Here is a 16,830-nt window from a genome sequence, read left to right as displayed (position 1 = left end):
CCCAGGCGCGGAAGCCCAGTCACGAAAAAGGGGCCAGGAGGAAGCGGCACAGTACACCGCGCCCTCCTGGCCCCCCGTTCTGTCCCCCAGTGGCCTAGAGTAATGGGTCACGCTAGAGTTGGAACGAAAATTCCCGGTAAGCGTGCCGATCTGTCAGGTTGATGTTTGGCCCCGCTCTGACAGGTGTCAGTTTGAGCCGAGATGGACTTCAACTGGACGCGAAACGCTGTGTTGATCGCATGGCACGCGTGTAAGGTTGGGGTATACCCCAGCTAGACATATCGTGCCGTAAGTTACCGGAGGTCTTCCCAACGCCAGGCCACGACCTCGCCACTCTGTGTCCCAAACACAACAAGGTCGCCAAGCACGTGCAATTTCGTGAGGATGCGCCTGCCTACTGTCTGCTGCCCAGGGACCTGTCCCCCTGGTCTAAATCGAAGCAATTGGCCGAACGACGTACCTACAACCACCGATCCGTCATGAGTACGTGTGACAGGGGAAGACCAAGCAGCATTATGAGCAGGCCAGCCCACAGTGCTGGTCACGCCATCACCGAAATCATAGACGCAAAGGCTGCCTCTATCATCGAAAAAGAACAGTTCTCCTCTTTGATCCTCAAGCACCTGGGTGACTGGTTGCTGCCCTAAGGTATGGCATTCGACCGCGATTTCTGAGCCCATGATGCGGTAGATACGAGTGTTTGCTCCCCGTACGAGGAGTGATGCCCCTCGCCTTCCAAGCGCACCCTTCGGGATGAAATCAACACGCTGTTTTATATCCAGATCTGAGAACTCCAGTTCATGCCCGACCTGCCCATCGGTGAGCCGTAGAAAGGTGATTTTGCCATTGGCACTGATATAAAAAGCGGCTTTAAGAGGAGCGTAAATTCCAGTTCGAATGGGCGCACCGTGAAGCGGATGCGTCCACACGACGCATCCATCCTTCGTGTCGTAAGCCTGGATCGGGGAATACCCCCGCCAGCCTCCGATCATCACGGTGTCCTGAACCGCATGAATCCAGCCGGAAAACGGTGGTACGGCTATCTGCCAAACCACTTCACCTGTCGAGAGCAACAGCGCTGTGAGCGATTGGCGACCACGAACGAACGCGTGTGTTGTCGTTGTGGCGATGTCCCATGAGACGACCTCCTGCCGCCGGGTTCGCCATAATTCTTCGCCCGTCACGAGATCAAGAGCAGCCAGTGAAGTTCGACGAACCGGCACGATCAACTTGTGCTCAACGCGCTCCAAGACATGCACTGCCCAGTGAGCGCGGTATGACCACATGGGTTGGGACTTCACGCACCCAACTCTACAGACCCGGACTTGTCGATGTTGAGATTCACGCAGGCTTAGCGGGAAAAACGGTTCCAACTCTAGCGTGATCCCAGTAACCGGCCCCATCCACCGCCCCGCTGTACTATCCTGAATCTACCCACAACCCGGCTGTCGTTCTGCATGGATAACCGGCAGCCCGCCCCCTTTTGCACGTCCGGCGTGAACCATGCGCGGCCTTCCCCACCCGGGGCAGGGGCCGCGCCGGGCAGCCCGCTTTCTGGCGGCAAGGAGGAACATGACAGTCACGGTCACGGTGAACGGGGTTCCCACCCCCCTGGGCGGCGGCGCACACACCACGCTGCTCTCGGCCCTGCGCGCCCGGGGGCTGACCGGGTGCAAGGAGGGCTGCGCCGAGGGCGAATGCGGCGCCTGCGCGGTGCTGGTGGCCCGCCCCGAGGGAACTGGCACCCGCTGGGAGAGCGTGAACGCCTGCCTCGCCCTGTTGCCGGCCCTGGATGGGGGAGAGGTGGTCACCGCCGAGGGCCTGGGCACGCCGGGGGCCCTGCACCCTGCCCAGCATGAACTGGCGGTGCGCGGCGGCTCGCAGTGCGGGTACTGCACCCCCGGCTTCGTGTGCAGCATGGCGGCCGAGTACTACCGCCCGGGGCGCGCACCCGGTGAGCACGGGGCGCCGGGCGGCTTTGACCTGCACGCCCTGAGCGGCAACCTGTGCCGCTGCACCGGCTACCGCCCCATTGCCGACGCCGCGCACGCGCTGGGCACCCCCGCGCCGGATGATCCCCTGCTGGCCCGGACCGGGCAGCCAGCCCCGGCCCCCCGCGCCACCGCCCTGCAGGCCCCCGACGGCGCCTTTCACCGTCCCGCCAGCCTGCCCGAGGCCATGGCCCTGCTGGCTGCCCACCCCGGCGCGAAGGTGCTGGCCGGCGGCACCGACTGGGGCGTGGAGGTCAACCTGCGCCACGCCCGCGCGCCGCTCACAGTGGCGGTGGACGCCCTGCCCGAATTGCGGGTGTTCGAGGACACACCCGAGCACCTGCTGCTGGGCGCTGGGCTCACCCTCAGCGACCTGGAGCGGCGCCTGGGCGGGCGCGTGCCGCTGCTCTCGGCCTGGTTTCCGCAGTTTGCCTCGCGCCTCATCCGCAACTCCGCCACGCTGGGGGGCAACCTGGGGACCGCCTCGCCCATTGGAGACAGCCCGCCCGTGCTGCTGGCCCTGGAGGCGACTGTGGTGCTGGTGGGCCCCGGGGGCACGCGCGAGGTGCCGCTGGCCGACTTCTTCACCGGCTACCGCCAGACGGTGCGCCGCCCGGACGAGCTGATTCAGGCGGTACGGGTTCCCAGGCCGCTCTCGCCCCTGGTGGCCTTTCACAAAATTGCCAAGCGCCGGTTTGACGATATTTCCAGCGTCGCGGTGGGCCACGCGCTGCAGGTGGAAGGCGGCGTGGTGACCCGCGCCCGCATAGGCCTGGGCGGCGTGGCCGCCACGCCGCTGCGCGCTGCCGCCGCCGAGGCCCTTCTGGAAGGCCAGCCCTGGACCGCCGACACCGTACGCCGCGCCGCCCGCGCCCTGGGCCAGAGCGGCACGCCGCTGAGCGACCACCGCGCCAGCGCCGCCTACCGCGCTGCCATGCTGGAGCAGAGCCTTCTGAAGTTCTTCGTGGAGCAGGGGGGCACGCTGTGAGCCCCTCTGTCCGCCCCACCCCACCGGAGGCCCCCCATGTCCTCTGACCCTGCCCTGCCCACCCCCCCCACGTCCGGCCCCGTCGGGGCCCCCCTGCCCCACGAAAGCGCCGCCGCCCACGTCACCGGGCAGGCGCTGTACACCGATGACCTGGGCGTTCGGCTGGCTGGGCTGCTGCACGCGTGGCCGGTGCAGGCGCCCCACGCCCACGCCCGGGTGGTGGCCTTGGACCCCGCCCCCGCCCTGGCCGTGCCCGGGGTGGCCCGTGTGCTCACCGCTGCCGACGTGCCCGGCGTGAACGACGCGGGCGTGAAGGGCGACGAGCCTCTGTTTCCATCTGAAGTTATGTACCACGGCCACGCCGTCTGCTGGGTGCTGGGCGACTCTGAAGAGGCGGCCCGCCAGGGTGCGGCGGCGGTGGCGGTCACCTACGAGCCGCTGCCGTCCATCATCACCCTGGGGGAAGCCATTGCCGCTGGCTCGTTCCAGGGCGCCCAGTCCACCCTGCGCCGGGGCGACGTGGCGGTGGGGTTTGCCCAGGCGGCCCACCTCTTTGAAGGTGAATTCGAGCTGGGCGGCCAGGAACACTTTTACCTGGAAACCCACGCGGCCCTGGCCCATGTGGACGAGGCCGGGCAGGTGTTCGTGCAGTCCAGCACCCAGCACCCCAGCGAAACCCAGGAGATCACCGCGCATGTGCTGGGGCTGCCCTCGCACACGGTGACCGTGCAGTGCCTGCGCATGGGCGGCGGCTTTGGCGGCAAGGAGATGCAGCCCCACGGCTACGCAGCCATCGCCGCGCTGGGCGCCACCCTGACCGGGCGCCCGGTGCGGCTGCGCCTGAACCGCACCCAGGACCTCACGCTGACGGGCAAGCGCCACCCCTTCCACGCACGCTGGAAAGCGGGATTTGACGACCAGGGCCGCTTCACCGCCCTGCAGGTCACCCTGACCAGCGACGGCGGCTGGAGCCTGGACCTGTCCGAGCCGGTCATGGCGCGCGCCCTGTGTCACCTCGACAACGCCTATTACATTCCCCATATCGAGGCGCACGGCCGCATTGCCCGAACGCATAAGACCTCGCAAACGGCCTTCCGGGGCTTCGGGGGCCCTCAGGGGATGCTGGTCACCGAAGACCTCCTGGGCCGCGTCGCGCCGCTGCTTGGCCTCTCGCCCCACGAATTGCGCGCGCGCAACTTCTACCCGCCCGGCCAGAGCACCCCCTACGGCCAGGCCGTGCGCCACGCCGAGCGCCTGGAGACGGTGTGGAACACCCTACTGGGCACCAGCGACTTTCAGGGTCGGCTGGCCCAGGTCGCGGCCTTTAACGCCGCGCACCCGCACCGCAAGCGCGGGCTGGCGATCACGCCGGTCAAGTTCGGCATTTCCTTCAACTTCACCGCCTACAACCAGGCGGGTGCGCTGGTGCACGTGTACCGCGACGGCAGCGTGCTGGTCAACCACGGCGGCACCGAAATGGGCCAGGGTCTGCACACCAAGATGCTGCAGGTGGCGGCGTCGGCATTGGGCGTGCCGTATTCAAGCGTGCGCCTGGCGCCCACCCGCACCGACAAGGTGCCCAACACCAGCGCCACTGCCGCCAGTTCCGGCGCTGACCTGAACGGCGGGGCCGTGAAAGACGCCTGCGACCAGATCCGCGCCCGGCTGGCCGAGGTGGCGGCCGGCCAGCTGGGTGTGCACCCGGACGACGTGTGCTTTGAGGCCGGGCAGGTCTTCCCCCTGGGCCACCCGGAGCGCGGTCTGCCCTTTGCCGAATTGGTGCAGGCGGCCTACTTCCGCCGCACCCCGCTGTGGGCCGCCGGCTTTTACCGTACCCCGGGCCTGCACTGGGACCGCGAGGCCATGCAGGGCGAGCCGTTCAAATACTTTTCCTACGGCGCGTCCGTCTCGGAAGTGGAGGTCTGCGGCTTTACCGGGGCCTACAGCGTGCGCCGGGCCGACCTGCTGCACGACGTGGGCCAGAGCCTCTCGCCGCTGATTGACCTGGGGCAGGTGGAGGGCGGTTACCTGCAGGGCGTGGGCTGGCTGACCCTCGAAGAGCTGCGCTGGGATGAATCGGAGGGCCCGGGGCGGGGGCGGCTGCTGACCAACTCGGCCAGCACCTACAAGCTGCCCAGCTTCAGCGAGTTGCCCGCCGAATTCAATGTGGCCCTGCTGGAAAACGCGGCGGAAAACGGCGTGATCTACGGCTCCAAGGCCGTGGGCGAGCCGCCCCTGATGCTGGCGATCTCGGTGCGCGAGGCGCTGCGGGCCGCCTGCGCGGCCTTTGGCCCGCCGGACCAGCCCACCCTGCTGGCCAGCCCCGCCACCCCCGAAGCCATCTACTGGGCCCTAACCCGCGCCCGCCAGTTCCACCCGGAGACCCTGCCCCATGACTGACCCCCTGACCCCGGCCGACCTGCACCTGCTGCACGCCGATCTGCCCCCAGTCCTGCCCCTGCTCACCACCGAGGACCTGGACCCCGATGACCTCGCCCGCCACGAATGGGCCGAGGAAGTGCCCCTGAGCCCGCTGCGGCTGGTGCCGCTGGCCTGGACGGGCCCCGGGCAGGACCACCGCCCTTGAACTGGCGCGAGGCCCTGAACGCCCTGCACGCGCGGGGCGAGGCCGGCGTGCTGGTCACTGTGGCCGCCGCTCGGGGCCACACCCCGCGCGAGGCCGGGGCCAAGATGCTGGTGGGGGCCGGGCACACCTGGGACAGCGTGGGCGGCGGCAACCTGGAAGCCACGGCGGTGGCCCGCGCCCGCGTCCTGCTGGCGGGGGGCGCGGGCGCCCCCGAACTCCTGACCCTGCGCCTGACCGACCGCGCCCCCAATGAGCACGGCCGCCAGTGCTGCGGCGGCGAGGTCACGCTGCTGCTCGAGCCTTTCCTCACCGCGCGCCCGGCGGTGGCGGTGTTCGGGGCCGGGCATGTGGGCCTGGAACTGGCGCGGATGCTCTCGCGCCTGCCGCTTGCCCTGCATCTCATTGACTCGCGCGCCGCCCAGCTGACCCCGGAGCGGCTGGCCCCCCTGGACGGCGGCGCCGCGACCCTGCATGTGCACCACGCGCCCATCCCCGAATTGGTGCTGGCCGACCTGCCCCCGCGCACCCATCTGCGCCTGCTCACCCACGACCACGCCGAGGACGCCGCCCTGCTGGACGCGGCCCTGCGCCGCCCCGACTGGGGCTCGGTGGGATTGATCGGGTCCTCGGCCAAGTGGGCGCGGTTTCAGGGGCAACTGGCCGCGCTGGGCCACCCCCCAGACGTCCTGGCCCGCGTGACCACACCCATCGGCCTCCCGGCCCTGATGACCGGGCCGGCCCGCAAGCACCCCGCCATGATCGCCCTGGCCGTGGCCGCCGAACTCGCGCCGCTGCTGTTTCCAGAGGGCCCTGGTGAAGAGGCGCCCTGAAGCCTCGTCAAAGCCCCCCTCTGTCCCCACCCCCACCCCAAAGGAAGTTATGACCTCTGTTCTGTACCGCGCGACCCTCCTGCACACCCCTGAAAGTCCCTTTACCCACCCTGATGCCCTGCGTGCCCATGAAGACGGCGGCCTGCTGGTGTCGGGGGGCGTGATTCAGGCCAGCGGCGACTTCGCGGCCCTGCGCGCGGCCCACCCGGCCGCCCCCGTGACCGACCTGCGCGGCGGCCTGCTGCTGCCCGGCTTCATTGACACCCACGTCCATCTGCCCCAGGTGCGGGTAATTGGCGGGCTGGGCCTGCCGCTGCTGGCGTGGCTGGAGGGGTGCGCTCTGCCCGAGGAAGCCCGGCTGGCCGACGACACCTACGCGCGCGCCGTGGCCCGGGACTTTCTGGATGGCCTGCTGGGTGCGGGCACCACCACCGCGCTGGTCTTTGGCTCGCACTTCGCCTCGGCGGTGGACCTGTTTTTCGAGGAAGCCGCCCGCGTGGGCCTGCGCGCCGTGGCCGGACAGGTGGTGAGTGACCGCCTGCTGCGGGATGAACTGCACACCACCCCCGAGCGCGCCTACGCCGAGGGCAAGGCCCTGATCGAGCGCTGGCACGGCGTGGGCCGCGCCCTGTACGCGGTCACGCCCCGCTTTTCCCTCTCGGCCTCCGAGGGCATCCTGGACGCCTGTGCCGCCCTGATGACCGAGTTTCCAGGCGTGCTGTTCACCAGCCACATCAACGAGAACGTGCGCGAGGTGGAAGTGGTGCGCGGCCTGTTCCCCGGCGCCCGCGATTACCTCGACACCTACGAGCGCGCCGGGCTGGTGAATGCGCGCGGCGTCCTGGCCCACAACATCCACCCCTCGGACCGCGAACTGGGCGTGCTGGCCGAACGGGGCTGCGCCGTTTCGCACTGCCCCTGCAGCAATTCGGCCCTGGGCAGCGGCTTCTTTCCCCTGCGCCGTCACCTGCAGGCCGGCGTGCCGGTGGCCCTGGGCAGCGATGTGGGCGGTGGCACCGGCTTTTCGCTGCTCAAAGAAGGCTTGCAGGCCCACTTCATGCAGAACCTGATGGGCGAGGCGGGCGTTCCCCTGACGCCCGCCCATCTGCTGTACCTCGCCACCCGGGCGGGGGCCCAGGCGCTGGGCCTGGATGCGCAGGTGGGCTCATTCCTGCCGGGCCAGCAGTTTGACGCCGTGCACCTCTCGCCCCCGTCCGGCACCCCTCTGGACGCGGTGTTCCGCCACGCGGCCAGCCCAGAACGCGCTCTGGCTGCCGCCTTTGCCACCGGCACCCCAGCCGATATTGCGGGCGTATGGATCGGCGGCGGGCAGGTGCGGGCACGGGCTTAGCGGTCCGGGTCGGCCGCCCAGTCGGTGCTGATGAAAGCGGTCAGCACCATCGCGGCGGCCCCGGCAAAGTACCGCCCCTCTCTGGGGCCCTCGCCCCGCGCCGAGAGCAGCACCAGCGGCACACTCAGCAACTCGGCTCGGCCATGCCAGGGAAAGGGCACGGTGCGGCGCAGGGCCGGGGGAAAGTCCGTGACCGCCGTCAGCGCCAGATACGCCGCCGCAAACGCCTGCGACCGGGCCCGCGCGGCGGGCGACAGCCCCAGCACCCGGGGAAGCACCAGCAGCCCCGCGCAGGCCACATAGTCAATGATCCCGTGCACGCGGGGCGTGACGGGCGGCTTCATGGCGTTGCTCCGTGGGGCGCGGGCAGGGGAGAGCACGGCAGGCACTGGGTCATGGGAAGCCTCCTGTGGGCAGGATGATGGGTGGCCCAGGCCGGCGAGGTGCGGACCGGCTGAAGGCCTCTGAAGCTGGACCGCACCCCGGCGACGGGTTCCGTGAAGGGCGGTTCACGTCTGGGCGGCCCCTCCGGCTCCCCAGCCCCTGGACCCCGGCGCAGGCACCTTTTACAGTGGAGCCATGACTTCCTTTGGCGGTGGCAGGGCAGACCCGGCCCCGCCAGAGGCCCACGCCGCGCTGCTGGCGCAGCTGGCCGCCGCCGAATCCGCCCTGGACACTGACCCGGCGCGTTCGCAGGCCCTGGCCACCGGAGCGCTGGCGCAGGCCGAAGCCCTGGATGCCGACCCGGTCCTGCTGGCCCGCGCCTTGTGCACAGCGGCGGCCCCGGCCCTCTTTCAGAACCGCTATGCCGAAGCCCAGGCCCTGTACCGCCGCGTCCTGGCGCTAGAGGTCCCCGATGCGTCGCTGGTCTGCCGGGCGCTGAGCGGCCTGGGGGCCTGCGCGCTGCGCCAGGGCGACTACGCCCGCGCGCTGGAACTGTTTCTGGAAGGTCTGCGCCGCGTGCCCCCGGCCGACACCTTCGGGCGCCTGCGGCTGCTGAACAACGTGGGGCTGGTCCACACCGAACTGGGCGATCACGCCCTGGCCCTGCAGGCCCACGAACAGGTGGTGGCCCTGGCCGAGGAACTGGGCGACGACACCCACCTCCTCACCGGCGTGAGCAACATCGTGATAGACCGCTACGCCCTGGGCGAGTACGCGCGGACCCTGGCCCTGATTGCGGCTCAGGAGGAGAGCGCCCGGCAGGCGGGCCTGCGCCACCACGCGCTGGTGTTCGCCACCTACCGCGTCCTGTGTCTGCTGCACCTGGGCCGCGTGGACGACGCCCAGGGGGCGGCACAGGCGCTGGCCCCGGCCGTCACCCAGGCCGAGGGCGCCGCCGACTGGGACACCGCCGCCCACGCCCTGACCGTGCTGGGGCAGGTGGCCCTGGCTGCCGGGCATCCGGAGGACGCCCAGGCCCCCCTGAACGCCGCCCTGACCCACGCCCGGCACTGGGGCCTGCGCGCCCGGGAATGCGAGGCCCTGCGCCTGCTCAGCGAGGCGCACCGCCAGCGCGAGGACTGGCGCGCGGCCTACGAGACCCTGGCCGCCCACCACGCCCTGGAGCGCGCCCTGCACGCCGAACACCTGGACCGCCGGGCGCGGGCGCTGCGCGATCAGGTGCAGCTTGAGCGTCTGCGCCGTGAAGCCGAAACCCAGCGCCAGCAACTGCGCGCCCTGCTTGAAGACCACAATACCCTCCTGCAGGACCGCCACGTCCTGGTGCAGCAGGCCAGCCACGATCCGCTGACGGGCCTGCTCAACCGCGCCCAGTTCCGTGCCCGTGCCGAGGCGCTGCTGGCCCAGCCGGGACAGGCCGAATGCGCGGTGGTGTTTCTGGACCTGGACGGCTTCAAGCCGGTCAACGACACCCACGGGCACGCGGCGGGCGACGACCTGCTGGTGCAGGTGGCCGGGCGCCTGCGGGGCGGCCTGCGCGGGGCTGATCTGGTGGCCCGGCTGGGAGGCGACGAATTCGCGGTGTTTCTGACCCGCCTGCGCCACCCGGGCGACGCGCAACTGGTGGCGACCAAGCTGTTAGACACCCTCTCGCGCCCCTACACCCTCCCCAGGACAGGCGCCACCGTCCATGTCTCCGCGTCGGTGGGCGTGGCTGTCACGCCCCAGGCGGGGCCCGACCTGGGCACGCTGCAGCGCTGCGCCGATGAGGCGATGTACGCGGCCAAGCGGCAGGGCCGGCGGCAGGTCTGCCTGTACGTGCCCGCCGAAGGCACCCCGGCGCCGTAACGGGCCAGCAGCGCCCTTGCCCCAGGCCTATCTGCTATTCAGTGAAGCATGTTCGATGAATTCGCGGTGCAGGACCTGCTTGGGCCCGATGAACGGCAGGTGCGCCGGAGCGTGCGCGCCTTCTGCGACGCGGAACTGCTGCCCCAGGTGGGCGCGTGGTGGGACCGGGGCGAGCTGCCCGTGCGCGACGTGATGCGCTGTTTTGGCGCCTTGGGCCTGCTGGGCCCCACCACCCCCGAGGCCTACGGCGGCGCGGGCACCTCCCACAGCGCCTACGGCGCCATGATGTACGAACTTGAGCGGGTGGACAGCGGCCTGCGGTCCGCCGCCAGCGTGCAGGGCAGCCTGGTCATGCTGCCCATCCTGAATTACGGCAGCGAGGCGCAAAAAGCGCGCTGGCTCCCCGGGCTGGCCAGCGGCGAGCTGATCGGCTGCTTTGGCCTCACCGAAAGCGACGGCGGCAGTGACCCCGGCGCCATGCGCACCCGTGCCGTGCGCGACGGTGACCAGTACGTGCTGAACGGCGCCAAGATGTGGATCACCAACAGCCCGGTGGCCGACGTGGCCCTGGTCTGGGCCCGCGACGACGAGGGCGCCGTGCGTGGCTTCCTGGTCCCCACCGAGACCCCCGGCTTCGCGGCTCCCAAGATCGAGCGCAAACAGAGCCTGCGCGCCAGCGTCACTGGCGAAATCGTGCTGACCGACTGCCGCGTGCCCGCCGACCACCGGCTGCCCGGCGCGCGGGGCCTGGGCGCGCCGCTCTCCTGCCTGAGTTCAGCCCGCTTCGGCATTGCCTGGGGGGCCATGGGCGCCCTGGAAGCGGTGCTGGGCGCGGCCCTGGACTACGTGGGCAGCCGCACCACCTTCGGCAAGCCGCTGGCGGCCCGGCAACTCGTGCAGGACAAGCTGGCCCGCATGGCCACCGACCACAGCCTGGGGTTGCTGCTGGCGTGGCGCTTGGGCACCCTGAAAGACGGCGGCACCATGAATCACGCGCAGGTCAGCTACGCCAAACGAAACAACGTGCGCGCCGCGTTGCGGGGCGCCCGGCTGGCCCGCGAACTGCTGGGCGGCAACGGCATCACCACCGAGTACCCGGTGATCCGCCACATGCTGAACCTGGAAACGGTGGACACCTACGAGGGCACCCACGACATCCATACCCTGATCATCGGCCGCCACCTGACTGGCCACAGCGCGCTGGAATAGGCCGGCCAGGTGGGTGTGGGGAGAAGGCGCTGACCCTCTCCTGTACCTGATCCCGTGCGTTCATAGGGCTTCCCAGCCCTAACTTGGGGCCAAAACCTTCAAGGCCGCCCGCGCCCCTCTCTTTCGCGGACATTCACCTCGTTCGCCCCAGGGCGGGGCTGGCCTCCGCGTTCAGGCCACGGGGTCGCTGGCTACGTCGGTGGCTGGAGGCGTGGGCGCTGGGGTAGAGGGCGAAACAGGGGCGCCGGCCCCCGCTTCGGGGGGCACGGCGCCCGCCTGCTCCAGGGCCGCACGCAGCCAAGCGATCTGCTCCATATTCGCTTGGTCGTGCTCGTGGGTCATGACGGCATCCTGACACGGCCCGCCCCCTCGCGTTGCCACATCTGCAGCGAGGGAGGGTTTGGCTGCTGTGCCGCAGGTGCAAAAACATTCTTGCTGACGGTCTTTTCTGTGGCTCGCCCCGCCACCTCACGTCAGGAAAAGCCCACCCCCACTCAGTCGCTTTCCCCAATGCCGGCTGGGCGCAGCTCGACCCGTACCGTGTCCCGCCCGGCAGCCTTGGCCGCGTACAGGGCGCCGTCTGCGGCCTGCAATGTGTCCTTGACTGGCAGGCCCCGGCGCACCGCCGCCACGCCGAAGCTGCCCGTGACCGCCAGACCGGGGGCCAGGTCGGCCCAGCTCAGCTCGCGCAGGGTCTGGCGCAGCCGCTCGCACACCCGGCGCGCGTCCTGTGGGCTGAGGTCAGGCAGGATCAGCAGAAATTCCTCGCCGCCAAAGCGGGTCAGGCAGCCGGTGCCGCGCACCGCCTCACTCAGGCCCTGCGCCACCCGGGTCAGGACCTCGTCGCCCACCGCGTGGCCGAAGCGGTCATTCACACTCTTGAAATGGTCAATGTCCAGCAGGGCCACACTGTTGGGCTGGCCCTGCTGCGCCTGGGCCCAGACCTCCTGCAGGCGGTTCATGGCGTGCGTGCGGTTGGGCACCCCGGTCAGCGGGTCGCGCAGCGCCGCCTCGGCCAGGGCGCGGGCACGCACCTCGGCCTCCTGCGCTTGGCGCTCAATCTGGCGCAGCTGCGCGCCCTGCTGAAAAAAGGCCCGGTGCAGCGCCTGGGTGCGCGCGGTCAGCTGCCGCTGCACCTCAAAGGCCTCGCGGTAGTGGCCCTGCTGGGCGCGGGCGTCGGCCACGGCCTGCCACGCCTGCACCGACAGCAGGTCGCGCCCGGCCTGTTCGAACAGGGGCGCGGCCTCCTGCGCGTCCAGAATCACCTGCGTCCACTCGCCGCGCTCGGCATGCACCCCGGCGCGTTCCAGCAGCGCCCGGCCCAGTTGCAGGCTGGTGCCGCCCACCCGCGAGAGGGCCACTTCCTCGTCGGCCAGCGCCAGCGCCTCGTCGGGGCGGCCCTGCCACAGCGCGTAGGCGGTCAGTGCGTCCAGAATGTCGGGGCCCCAGCGCGCGGTGTCCAGGCCCTCTTCCTGGTGTAGGGTCTGCAGAAAGGCCGCTGACACCGGCAGCTGCGCCTCCAGCCGCGCGCGCAGGTCGGCGGGCACCTCGCCGCGCAGCGCCAGGGCCGCGCCCTTGACATAGTTGATGTGAAAGGACTGGTGCAGTTCGTGGCCCACCCGCACGTCGGCGATCAAGAGGCCCGGGGCATAATCCGAGTCCAGCAGGGCCTGCAGGCGGGCAGCGGCGGCGGCAGAGTCGTTCCGTTCCAGTTCGAAGTGCGAGGCGTTCACCGCCACCAGTGCCACGCCGCGCGCGTCCCCACAGGCGCGGGCCAGCGCCTCGGCCCGCGAAAAGTGCGTTTCCGCGCCCTGGTCATCGTAGGCGTCGGCCATCACCAGCGCGGCGGTCACATGCGCCTTGGCCTCCAGGCGGGGATCACCCAGGCCGCGCGCGGCGTCCAGGCACTGCACGGCGTGCGTCATGGCCAGCGCCGAGTGCCCCAGGTCCAGGGCCACGTACGCCGCGTCCCGGTGCAGGGTCATCCGCGCCGCGCCGCTGGCGTGGCGAAGCTGCTCTTCAATCGCCGCCAGCTCGGCGCGGTGCAGCGCCTCACTCACGCGCACTCCGGCGCGCCAGCACCGGCAGGACTCGGGTTCTTCACACCGGCCATGCTACCGTCCACGCTGGTCCAGGCGGGCCCGCCGGGTGGGTACTGCCCCCCCACCAGTTGGGGGGAGTGGGGGGGCGAACCCGGTGGCCTACCAGCCGTTGAGGTCGTCCTTGAGATCGTCGGCCGCCAGCTGCGCGTAGCCCCGGCGGGTGGTGTCCACGCTTTCATGTCCCAGGTGGGCCGCCACCCGCCCAAAATCCCGGATCTGCCGCAGCAGCCGGGTGCCCGCATATTTCCGCCCGGCATGAAAGCCCCGGAACGGAACGCCAGCCGCCTGAAACGCTTTTTCGGCGTGGTAGCGGGCGGTCATGGGCTGCCGGTAGCGGAACACGTGGTCGTGCGGCGTGGTGCGCTTGCCATCGGTGTGGTCGGGGCCGCCGGGGCCGTACAACTGGCGGTAGTGCCGCGCGGCCCGCGCCAGACTGGTGCTCACGGCCACCACCCGGCCCTTGCGTCCCTTGCCGCTGCGCACCTGCACCCGCCGTGCCCCCTCGTCCAGGTCGCTCCACTGCAGCGCCAGCGCCTCGCTGATGCGCAGCCCGGCATGTGCGGTGAGAAACAGCAGGAATTTCACGTGGGCGTCAGCATGGTCCAGCACGTCGGCCAGTTCGTCTTCGGTGTAGGGCGGGCGCTTGACAATGCCGGGCGTGCGGTCCTTGGGTACCCGCACATCCCGGAAGGGATCGGCTTCGGTGGCCCCGGCCCAGCGCAGCGCGCGGTACAGGCAGCTGGCGGCCGCCACCTTCAGTTGCACCCCCGCCGGTTTTCGCCCGGCGGCGAGCATGTGGTTGACATACCCCTGTGCGTCGTGCCGTCCCGGCCGCAGCAGGTTGATGGCCTGGGTGGCAGTGTACTCTGTAAACTGCCGCGCCCCCAGCGCATAGGCCTCCGTGGTGCGCGGGCTGGTGAGCACCCCACTGCCGCCCTGGTGCGCCAGATAGGCGGTGGTCAGTGAGACGAGCGCCGCCACATCTTTCGCTCCGGCCGCCTGCACCGCACGCCGACGCAGTTCCTCATCGTGCAGAGCCGTCCACTCGCGCGTCTGCGCCAGCAGATCGTGACGGGCCAGGGCCAGTGGAAGGGCGGGAGAAGAAGCCATTGTGGTTATCTTACCTAAACAGCCTTAGGTAAGAGAAGAGCTTTGTGGCGGAAAGGTGTTGTCGAATTACCGCGCCAGGATGGAGAAAATTCAGCGGGCTCGCAGGAAGGTCAAGAAGGCCTTGGCAAAGATTAGGCCGCACCCGGAGGAGGCATGAACCTTTGCTGACCCCTTCCTGGGCCTCTCAAAAGGCAGATAATTTTTTATTCGTCCTAGACGGTAAAAATACCAACTGCCCTCACGCTTCAGATCGTTCGCTCTCGCTGGCCTGCCACCCTTCAAAGGCGGCCACCACCTGCGGGTCAAATTGCCGGCCAGCCTGGGCGCGCAACTCGGCGACGGCGGCTTCGTGGGTCCAGGCACGCTTGTAGGGCCGCTCGCTGGTCAGGGCGTCGTACACATCGGCCACGGCCACGATGCGGCCCAGCAACGGAATGGCCTCGCCGCGCAGGCCCTGGGGGTAGCCGGCCCCGTCCCAGCGTTCATGGTGGGTCAGGGCAATCGTCTGCGCGGCCTGCATGAGCACCGAGCGGCTGTCGTCCAGCAGGCTGGCGCCGATGGTGGTGTGCGTCTTGACGATGTCGAATTCCTCGGGCGTCAGCCGTCCCGGTTTCAGCAAGATGGCGTCCGGCACCCCGATCTTGCCCACATCATGCAGGGGTGCGGCCCGTTCCAGCAGGGCCACCGTTTCGGGCCCCAGGCCCAGCTGGCTGGCGATGCCGGCGGCGGCGCGTGCCACCCGGTGAACATGCTCGCCGGTATCCTCATCGCGGTGCTCGGCAGCGCGGGCCAGGCGCTCCAGCATTTCCAGCTGCGCCGCTTCCAGTTCCTGTGTGCGGGCCTGCACATGGGCGGCCAGCTGGGCATTCTGCTCTTCCAGCTGCGCGGCCAGGGCCTTGCGGTCAGTCAGGTCAATGGCCGAGCCGATCAGCCCGCGCACTTCGCCCTGCGCGTCGTGGTAGGCGCTTTTCGTAGACAGGAAGCTGCGCACCCGGCCATCGGTCAGCTGGTCGGTGACCTCGTATTGCGCGGTCTGTCCGGTGTCCAGGACAAGCCGGTCCTGCTGCCCGGAATGCAGCGCCGTGGCCGCCGGAAACAGTTCCTGGTCGGTGTGGCCCAGAATCTCGTCGGCCGGGCGCCCGATCAGCCCGGCGCCAGCGGCGTTGATCATCACGTAGCGCTCCTGCCGGTCCTTGACGAAGATGGCTTCGGGCACCGTGTCCACCACCGCGCGCAGCAGGGCGTGGCTGTCGTGCAGTGCCGCCTCGGCCGCGCGCCGCTCGGTGAGGTCGCGCAGGTGGGCCGTGAACAGCAGCTCCTCGCCACTTTCCACCGGCGTGATCGCCAGTTCACAGGGAAAGAGTTCGCCGTCCCGCCGCAGCGCCTGCACTTCAATGCGCCGCCCCAGCACCGGCCCGTGCCGGGTGCGCAGATAGTGGGCCAGCCCGCGCCGGTGGGCCTCGCGGGCGTCGGGCGGCACAATCAGCCCGGCCAGTTCCTGACCCAGAACCTCCTGGCGGCGGTAGCCAAAGATCTGCTCGGCGGCGGCATTCCACTCCAGCACACGGCCCTGGCTGTCCATGGTCACCACGCCGTCCAGCGCCGCATTCAGCATGGCGGTGCCCAGCGCCTCGCTGCGCCGCTGCTGTTGCAGGGCGTGCTGGGTGACCTGCAGGGCACGGCGTAACTCCAGCTCGCGTACCACCGTTTCGGCCAGATCCTGCAGCGTGCGCAAGTCCTCGGCGCCGAACGCTGGACGTGGTGTCTGGTCCATGATGCACAGGGTGCCCAGCACCTGACCGCCCGGCGCCTGCAGCGGCACGCCAGCGTAGAAGCGCAGAAAGGGCGCTCCCATGACCAGCGCGTTACTGCTGAACTGGGGATGGGTCCGGGTTTCGGGCACCACCAGGGGCTCAGGGGCGCTCAGCATATGCTGGCAGAACACGCGCGCCGGGTCCATCTGGCTCAGGTCCAAGCCCAGGGCACTTTTGAACCAGAGGTGCTGGGCGTCAACCAGCGCAATCAGCACGATGGGACTGCCCAGCACGTGTCCCACCAGGGCGGCCAGCCGGTCAAAGGCCGGCTCTGGTCCCATGTCGCCCTGAAGCACGTTCTGCAGGGTGGGCTGCAGGTGCTCGGCAGAGTGAGAGCCAGGCAAGGCGTCCAGAGCGGACATATCGGCGCAGCCTAGCGGCGGGCCTCTCACGCCACTCTGACAGCCGCCCAGTCTGAGGTAATCCTCCACCCTTCTCCCACAATAATGGCAGGATATTTTGTGATATCAAATTAGTCAGTTCATCTTAAGGGCTTGGCAGCGTCTCGACACTACCTTTACCCCCTAAGCCATCTGACGCTCTTAGCCATGCCATACAGCCCCTACACTCACCAGATGGGCTCTTCAGGCACACGTTC

Annotated in this window: 13 protein-coding genes; 7 read left to right on the top strand and 6 right to left on the bottom strand. The window is 69.8% G+C overall.

Features of this window, described 5'->3' with window-relative positions; translation table 11 throughout:
* Positions 1 to 293 precede the first annotated feature (293 nt).
* On the bottom strand, positions 294 to 1,301 hold the full coding sequence (locus KMW22_RS15515; protein ID WP_221090934.1) for an outer membrane protein assembly factor BamB family protein: 1,008 nt from the start codon (positions 1,299 to 1,301) through the stop codon (positions 294 to 296).
* A gap of 271 nt (positions 1,302 to 1,572) precedes the next feature.
* On the opposite strand from KMW22_RS15515, the gene KMW22_RS15510 reads away from it, so the two are divergent.
* From KMW22_RS15510 to guaD, 5 genes are read left to right on the top strand one after another with little or no spacing between them, the layout of a single operon-like run.
* The gene (locus KMW22_RS15510; protein WP_221090933.1) at positions 1,573 to 2,979 is read left to right on the top strand and encodes a xanthine dehydrogenase small subunit; all 1,407 of its coding nucleotides are present in this window, start codon (positions 1,573 to 1,575) and stop codon (positions 2,977 to 2,979) included.
* A gap of 36 nt (positions 2,980 to 3,015) precedes the next feature.
* Positions 3,016 to 5,379 (top strand): xanthine dehydrogenase molybdopterin binding subunit, encoded by a 2,364-nt coding sequence (xdhB, locus tag KMW22_RS15505; RefSeq protein WP_221090932.1) that lies wholly within the window; start codon positions 3,016 to 3,018, stop codon positions 5,377 to 5,379.
* Positions 5,372 to 5,566 (top strand): hypothetical protein, encoded by a 195-nt coding sequence (locus KMW22_RS15500; protein WP_221090931.1) that lies wholly within the window; start codon positions 5,372 to 5,374, stop codon positions 5,564 to 5,566. Before xdhB ends, KMW22_RS15500 begins: the two co-directional genes overlap by 8 nt.
* Complete coding sequence (gene xdhC, locus KMW22_RS15495) at positions 5,563 to 6,396, top strand: xanthine dehydrogenase accessory protein XdhC (RefSeq protein ID WP_235693031.1); 834 nt, start codon at positions 5,563 to 5,565, stop codon at positions 6,394 to 6,396. Before KMW22_RS15500 ends, xdhC begins: the two co-directional genes overlap by 4 nt.
* A gap of 49 nt (positions 6,397 to 6,445) precedes the next feature.
* Complete coding sequence (guaD, locus tag KMW22_RS15490) at positions 6,446 to 7,747, top strand: guanine deaminase (protein ID WP_221090929.1); 1,302 nt, start codon at positions 6,446 to 6,448, stop codon at positions 7,745 to 7,747.
* Here guaD and KMW22_RS15485 read toward each other — a convergent pair.
* Positions 7,744 to 8,091, bottom strand: coding sequence for a hypothetical protein (locus KMW22_RS15485; RefSeq protein ID WP_221090928.1), 348 nt, complete (start codon positions 8,089 to 8,091; stop codon positions 7,744 to 7,746). The genes guaD and KMW22_RS15485 overlap by 4 nt on opposite strands.
* 235 nt (positions 8,092 to 8,326) lie before the next feature.
* Here KMW22_RS15485 and KMW22_RS15480 point away from each other — a divergent pair, with 235 nt between their 5' ends.
* Entirely contained in the window at positions 8,327 to 9,997 is a 1,671-nt protein-coding gene (locus KMW22_RS15480; protein ID WP_221090927.1) for a diguanylate cyclase domain-containing protein, read from the top strand.
* 48 nt (positions 9,998 to 10,045) lie between these two features.
* A complete protein-coding gene (locus KMW22_RS15475; protein ID WP_221090926.1) occupies positions 10,046 to 11,206 on the top strand; it encodes an acyl-CoA dehydrogenase family protein in 1,161 nt (386 codons plus the stop codon).
* A 171-nt stretch (positions 11,207 to 11,377) separates the two neighbouring features.
* Here the strand turns inward: KMW22_RS15475 and KMW22_RS15470 are convergent, their stop codons facing one another.
* The 4 genes from KMW22_RS15470 to KMW22_RS15455 all read right to left on the bottom strand — a co-directional run bounded on the left by KMW22_RS15470 (position 11,378) and on the right by KMW22_RS15455 (position 16,594).
* Positions 11,378 to 11,548: a hypothetical protein gene (locus tag KMW22_RS15470; protein WP_221090925.1), complete on the bottom strand. Its 171-nt coding sequence runs from the start codon at positions 11,546 to 11,548 to the stop codon at positions 11,378 to 11,380.
* A 152-nt stretch (positions 11,549 to 11,700) separates the two neighbouring features.
* Positions 11,701 to 13,266: a GGDEF domain-containing protein gene (locus KMW22_RS19580; protein WP_221090924.1), complete on the bottom strand. Its 1,566-nt coding sequence runs from the start codon at positions 13,264 to 13,266 to the stop codon at positions 11,701 to 11,703.
* A 141-nt stretch (positions 13,267 to 13,407) separates the two neighbouring features.
* Positions 13,408 to 14,418, bottom strand: coding sequence for a tyrosine-type recombinase/integrase (locus tag KMW22_RS15460; protein ID WP_221090923.1), 1,011 nt, complete (start codon positions 14,416 to 14,418; stop codon positions 13,408 to 13,410).
* 238 nt (positions 14,419 to 14,656) lie between these two features.
* Positions 14,657 to 16,594, bottom strand: coding sequence for a PAS domain S-box protein (locus tag KMW22_RS15455; protein ID WP_235693030.1), 1,938 nt, complete (start codon positions 16,592 to 16,594; stop codon positions 14,657 to 14,659).
* Between the last annotated feature and the right edge of the window lie 236 nt (positions 16,595 to 16,830).

It is taken from the genome of Deinococcus aquaedulcis, assembly GCF_019693445.1.
Lineage (GTDB): Bacteria > Deinococcota > Deinococci > Deinococcales > Deinococcaceae > Deinococcus > Deinococcus aquaedulcis.
Note: the sequence above shows the minus strand (reverse complement) of the source record. Positions and strands in the feature narration are given on the sequence as shown.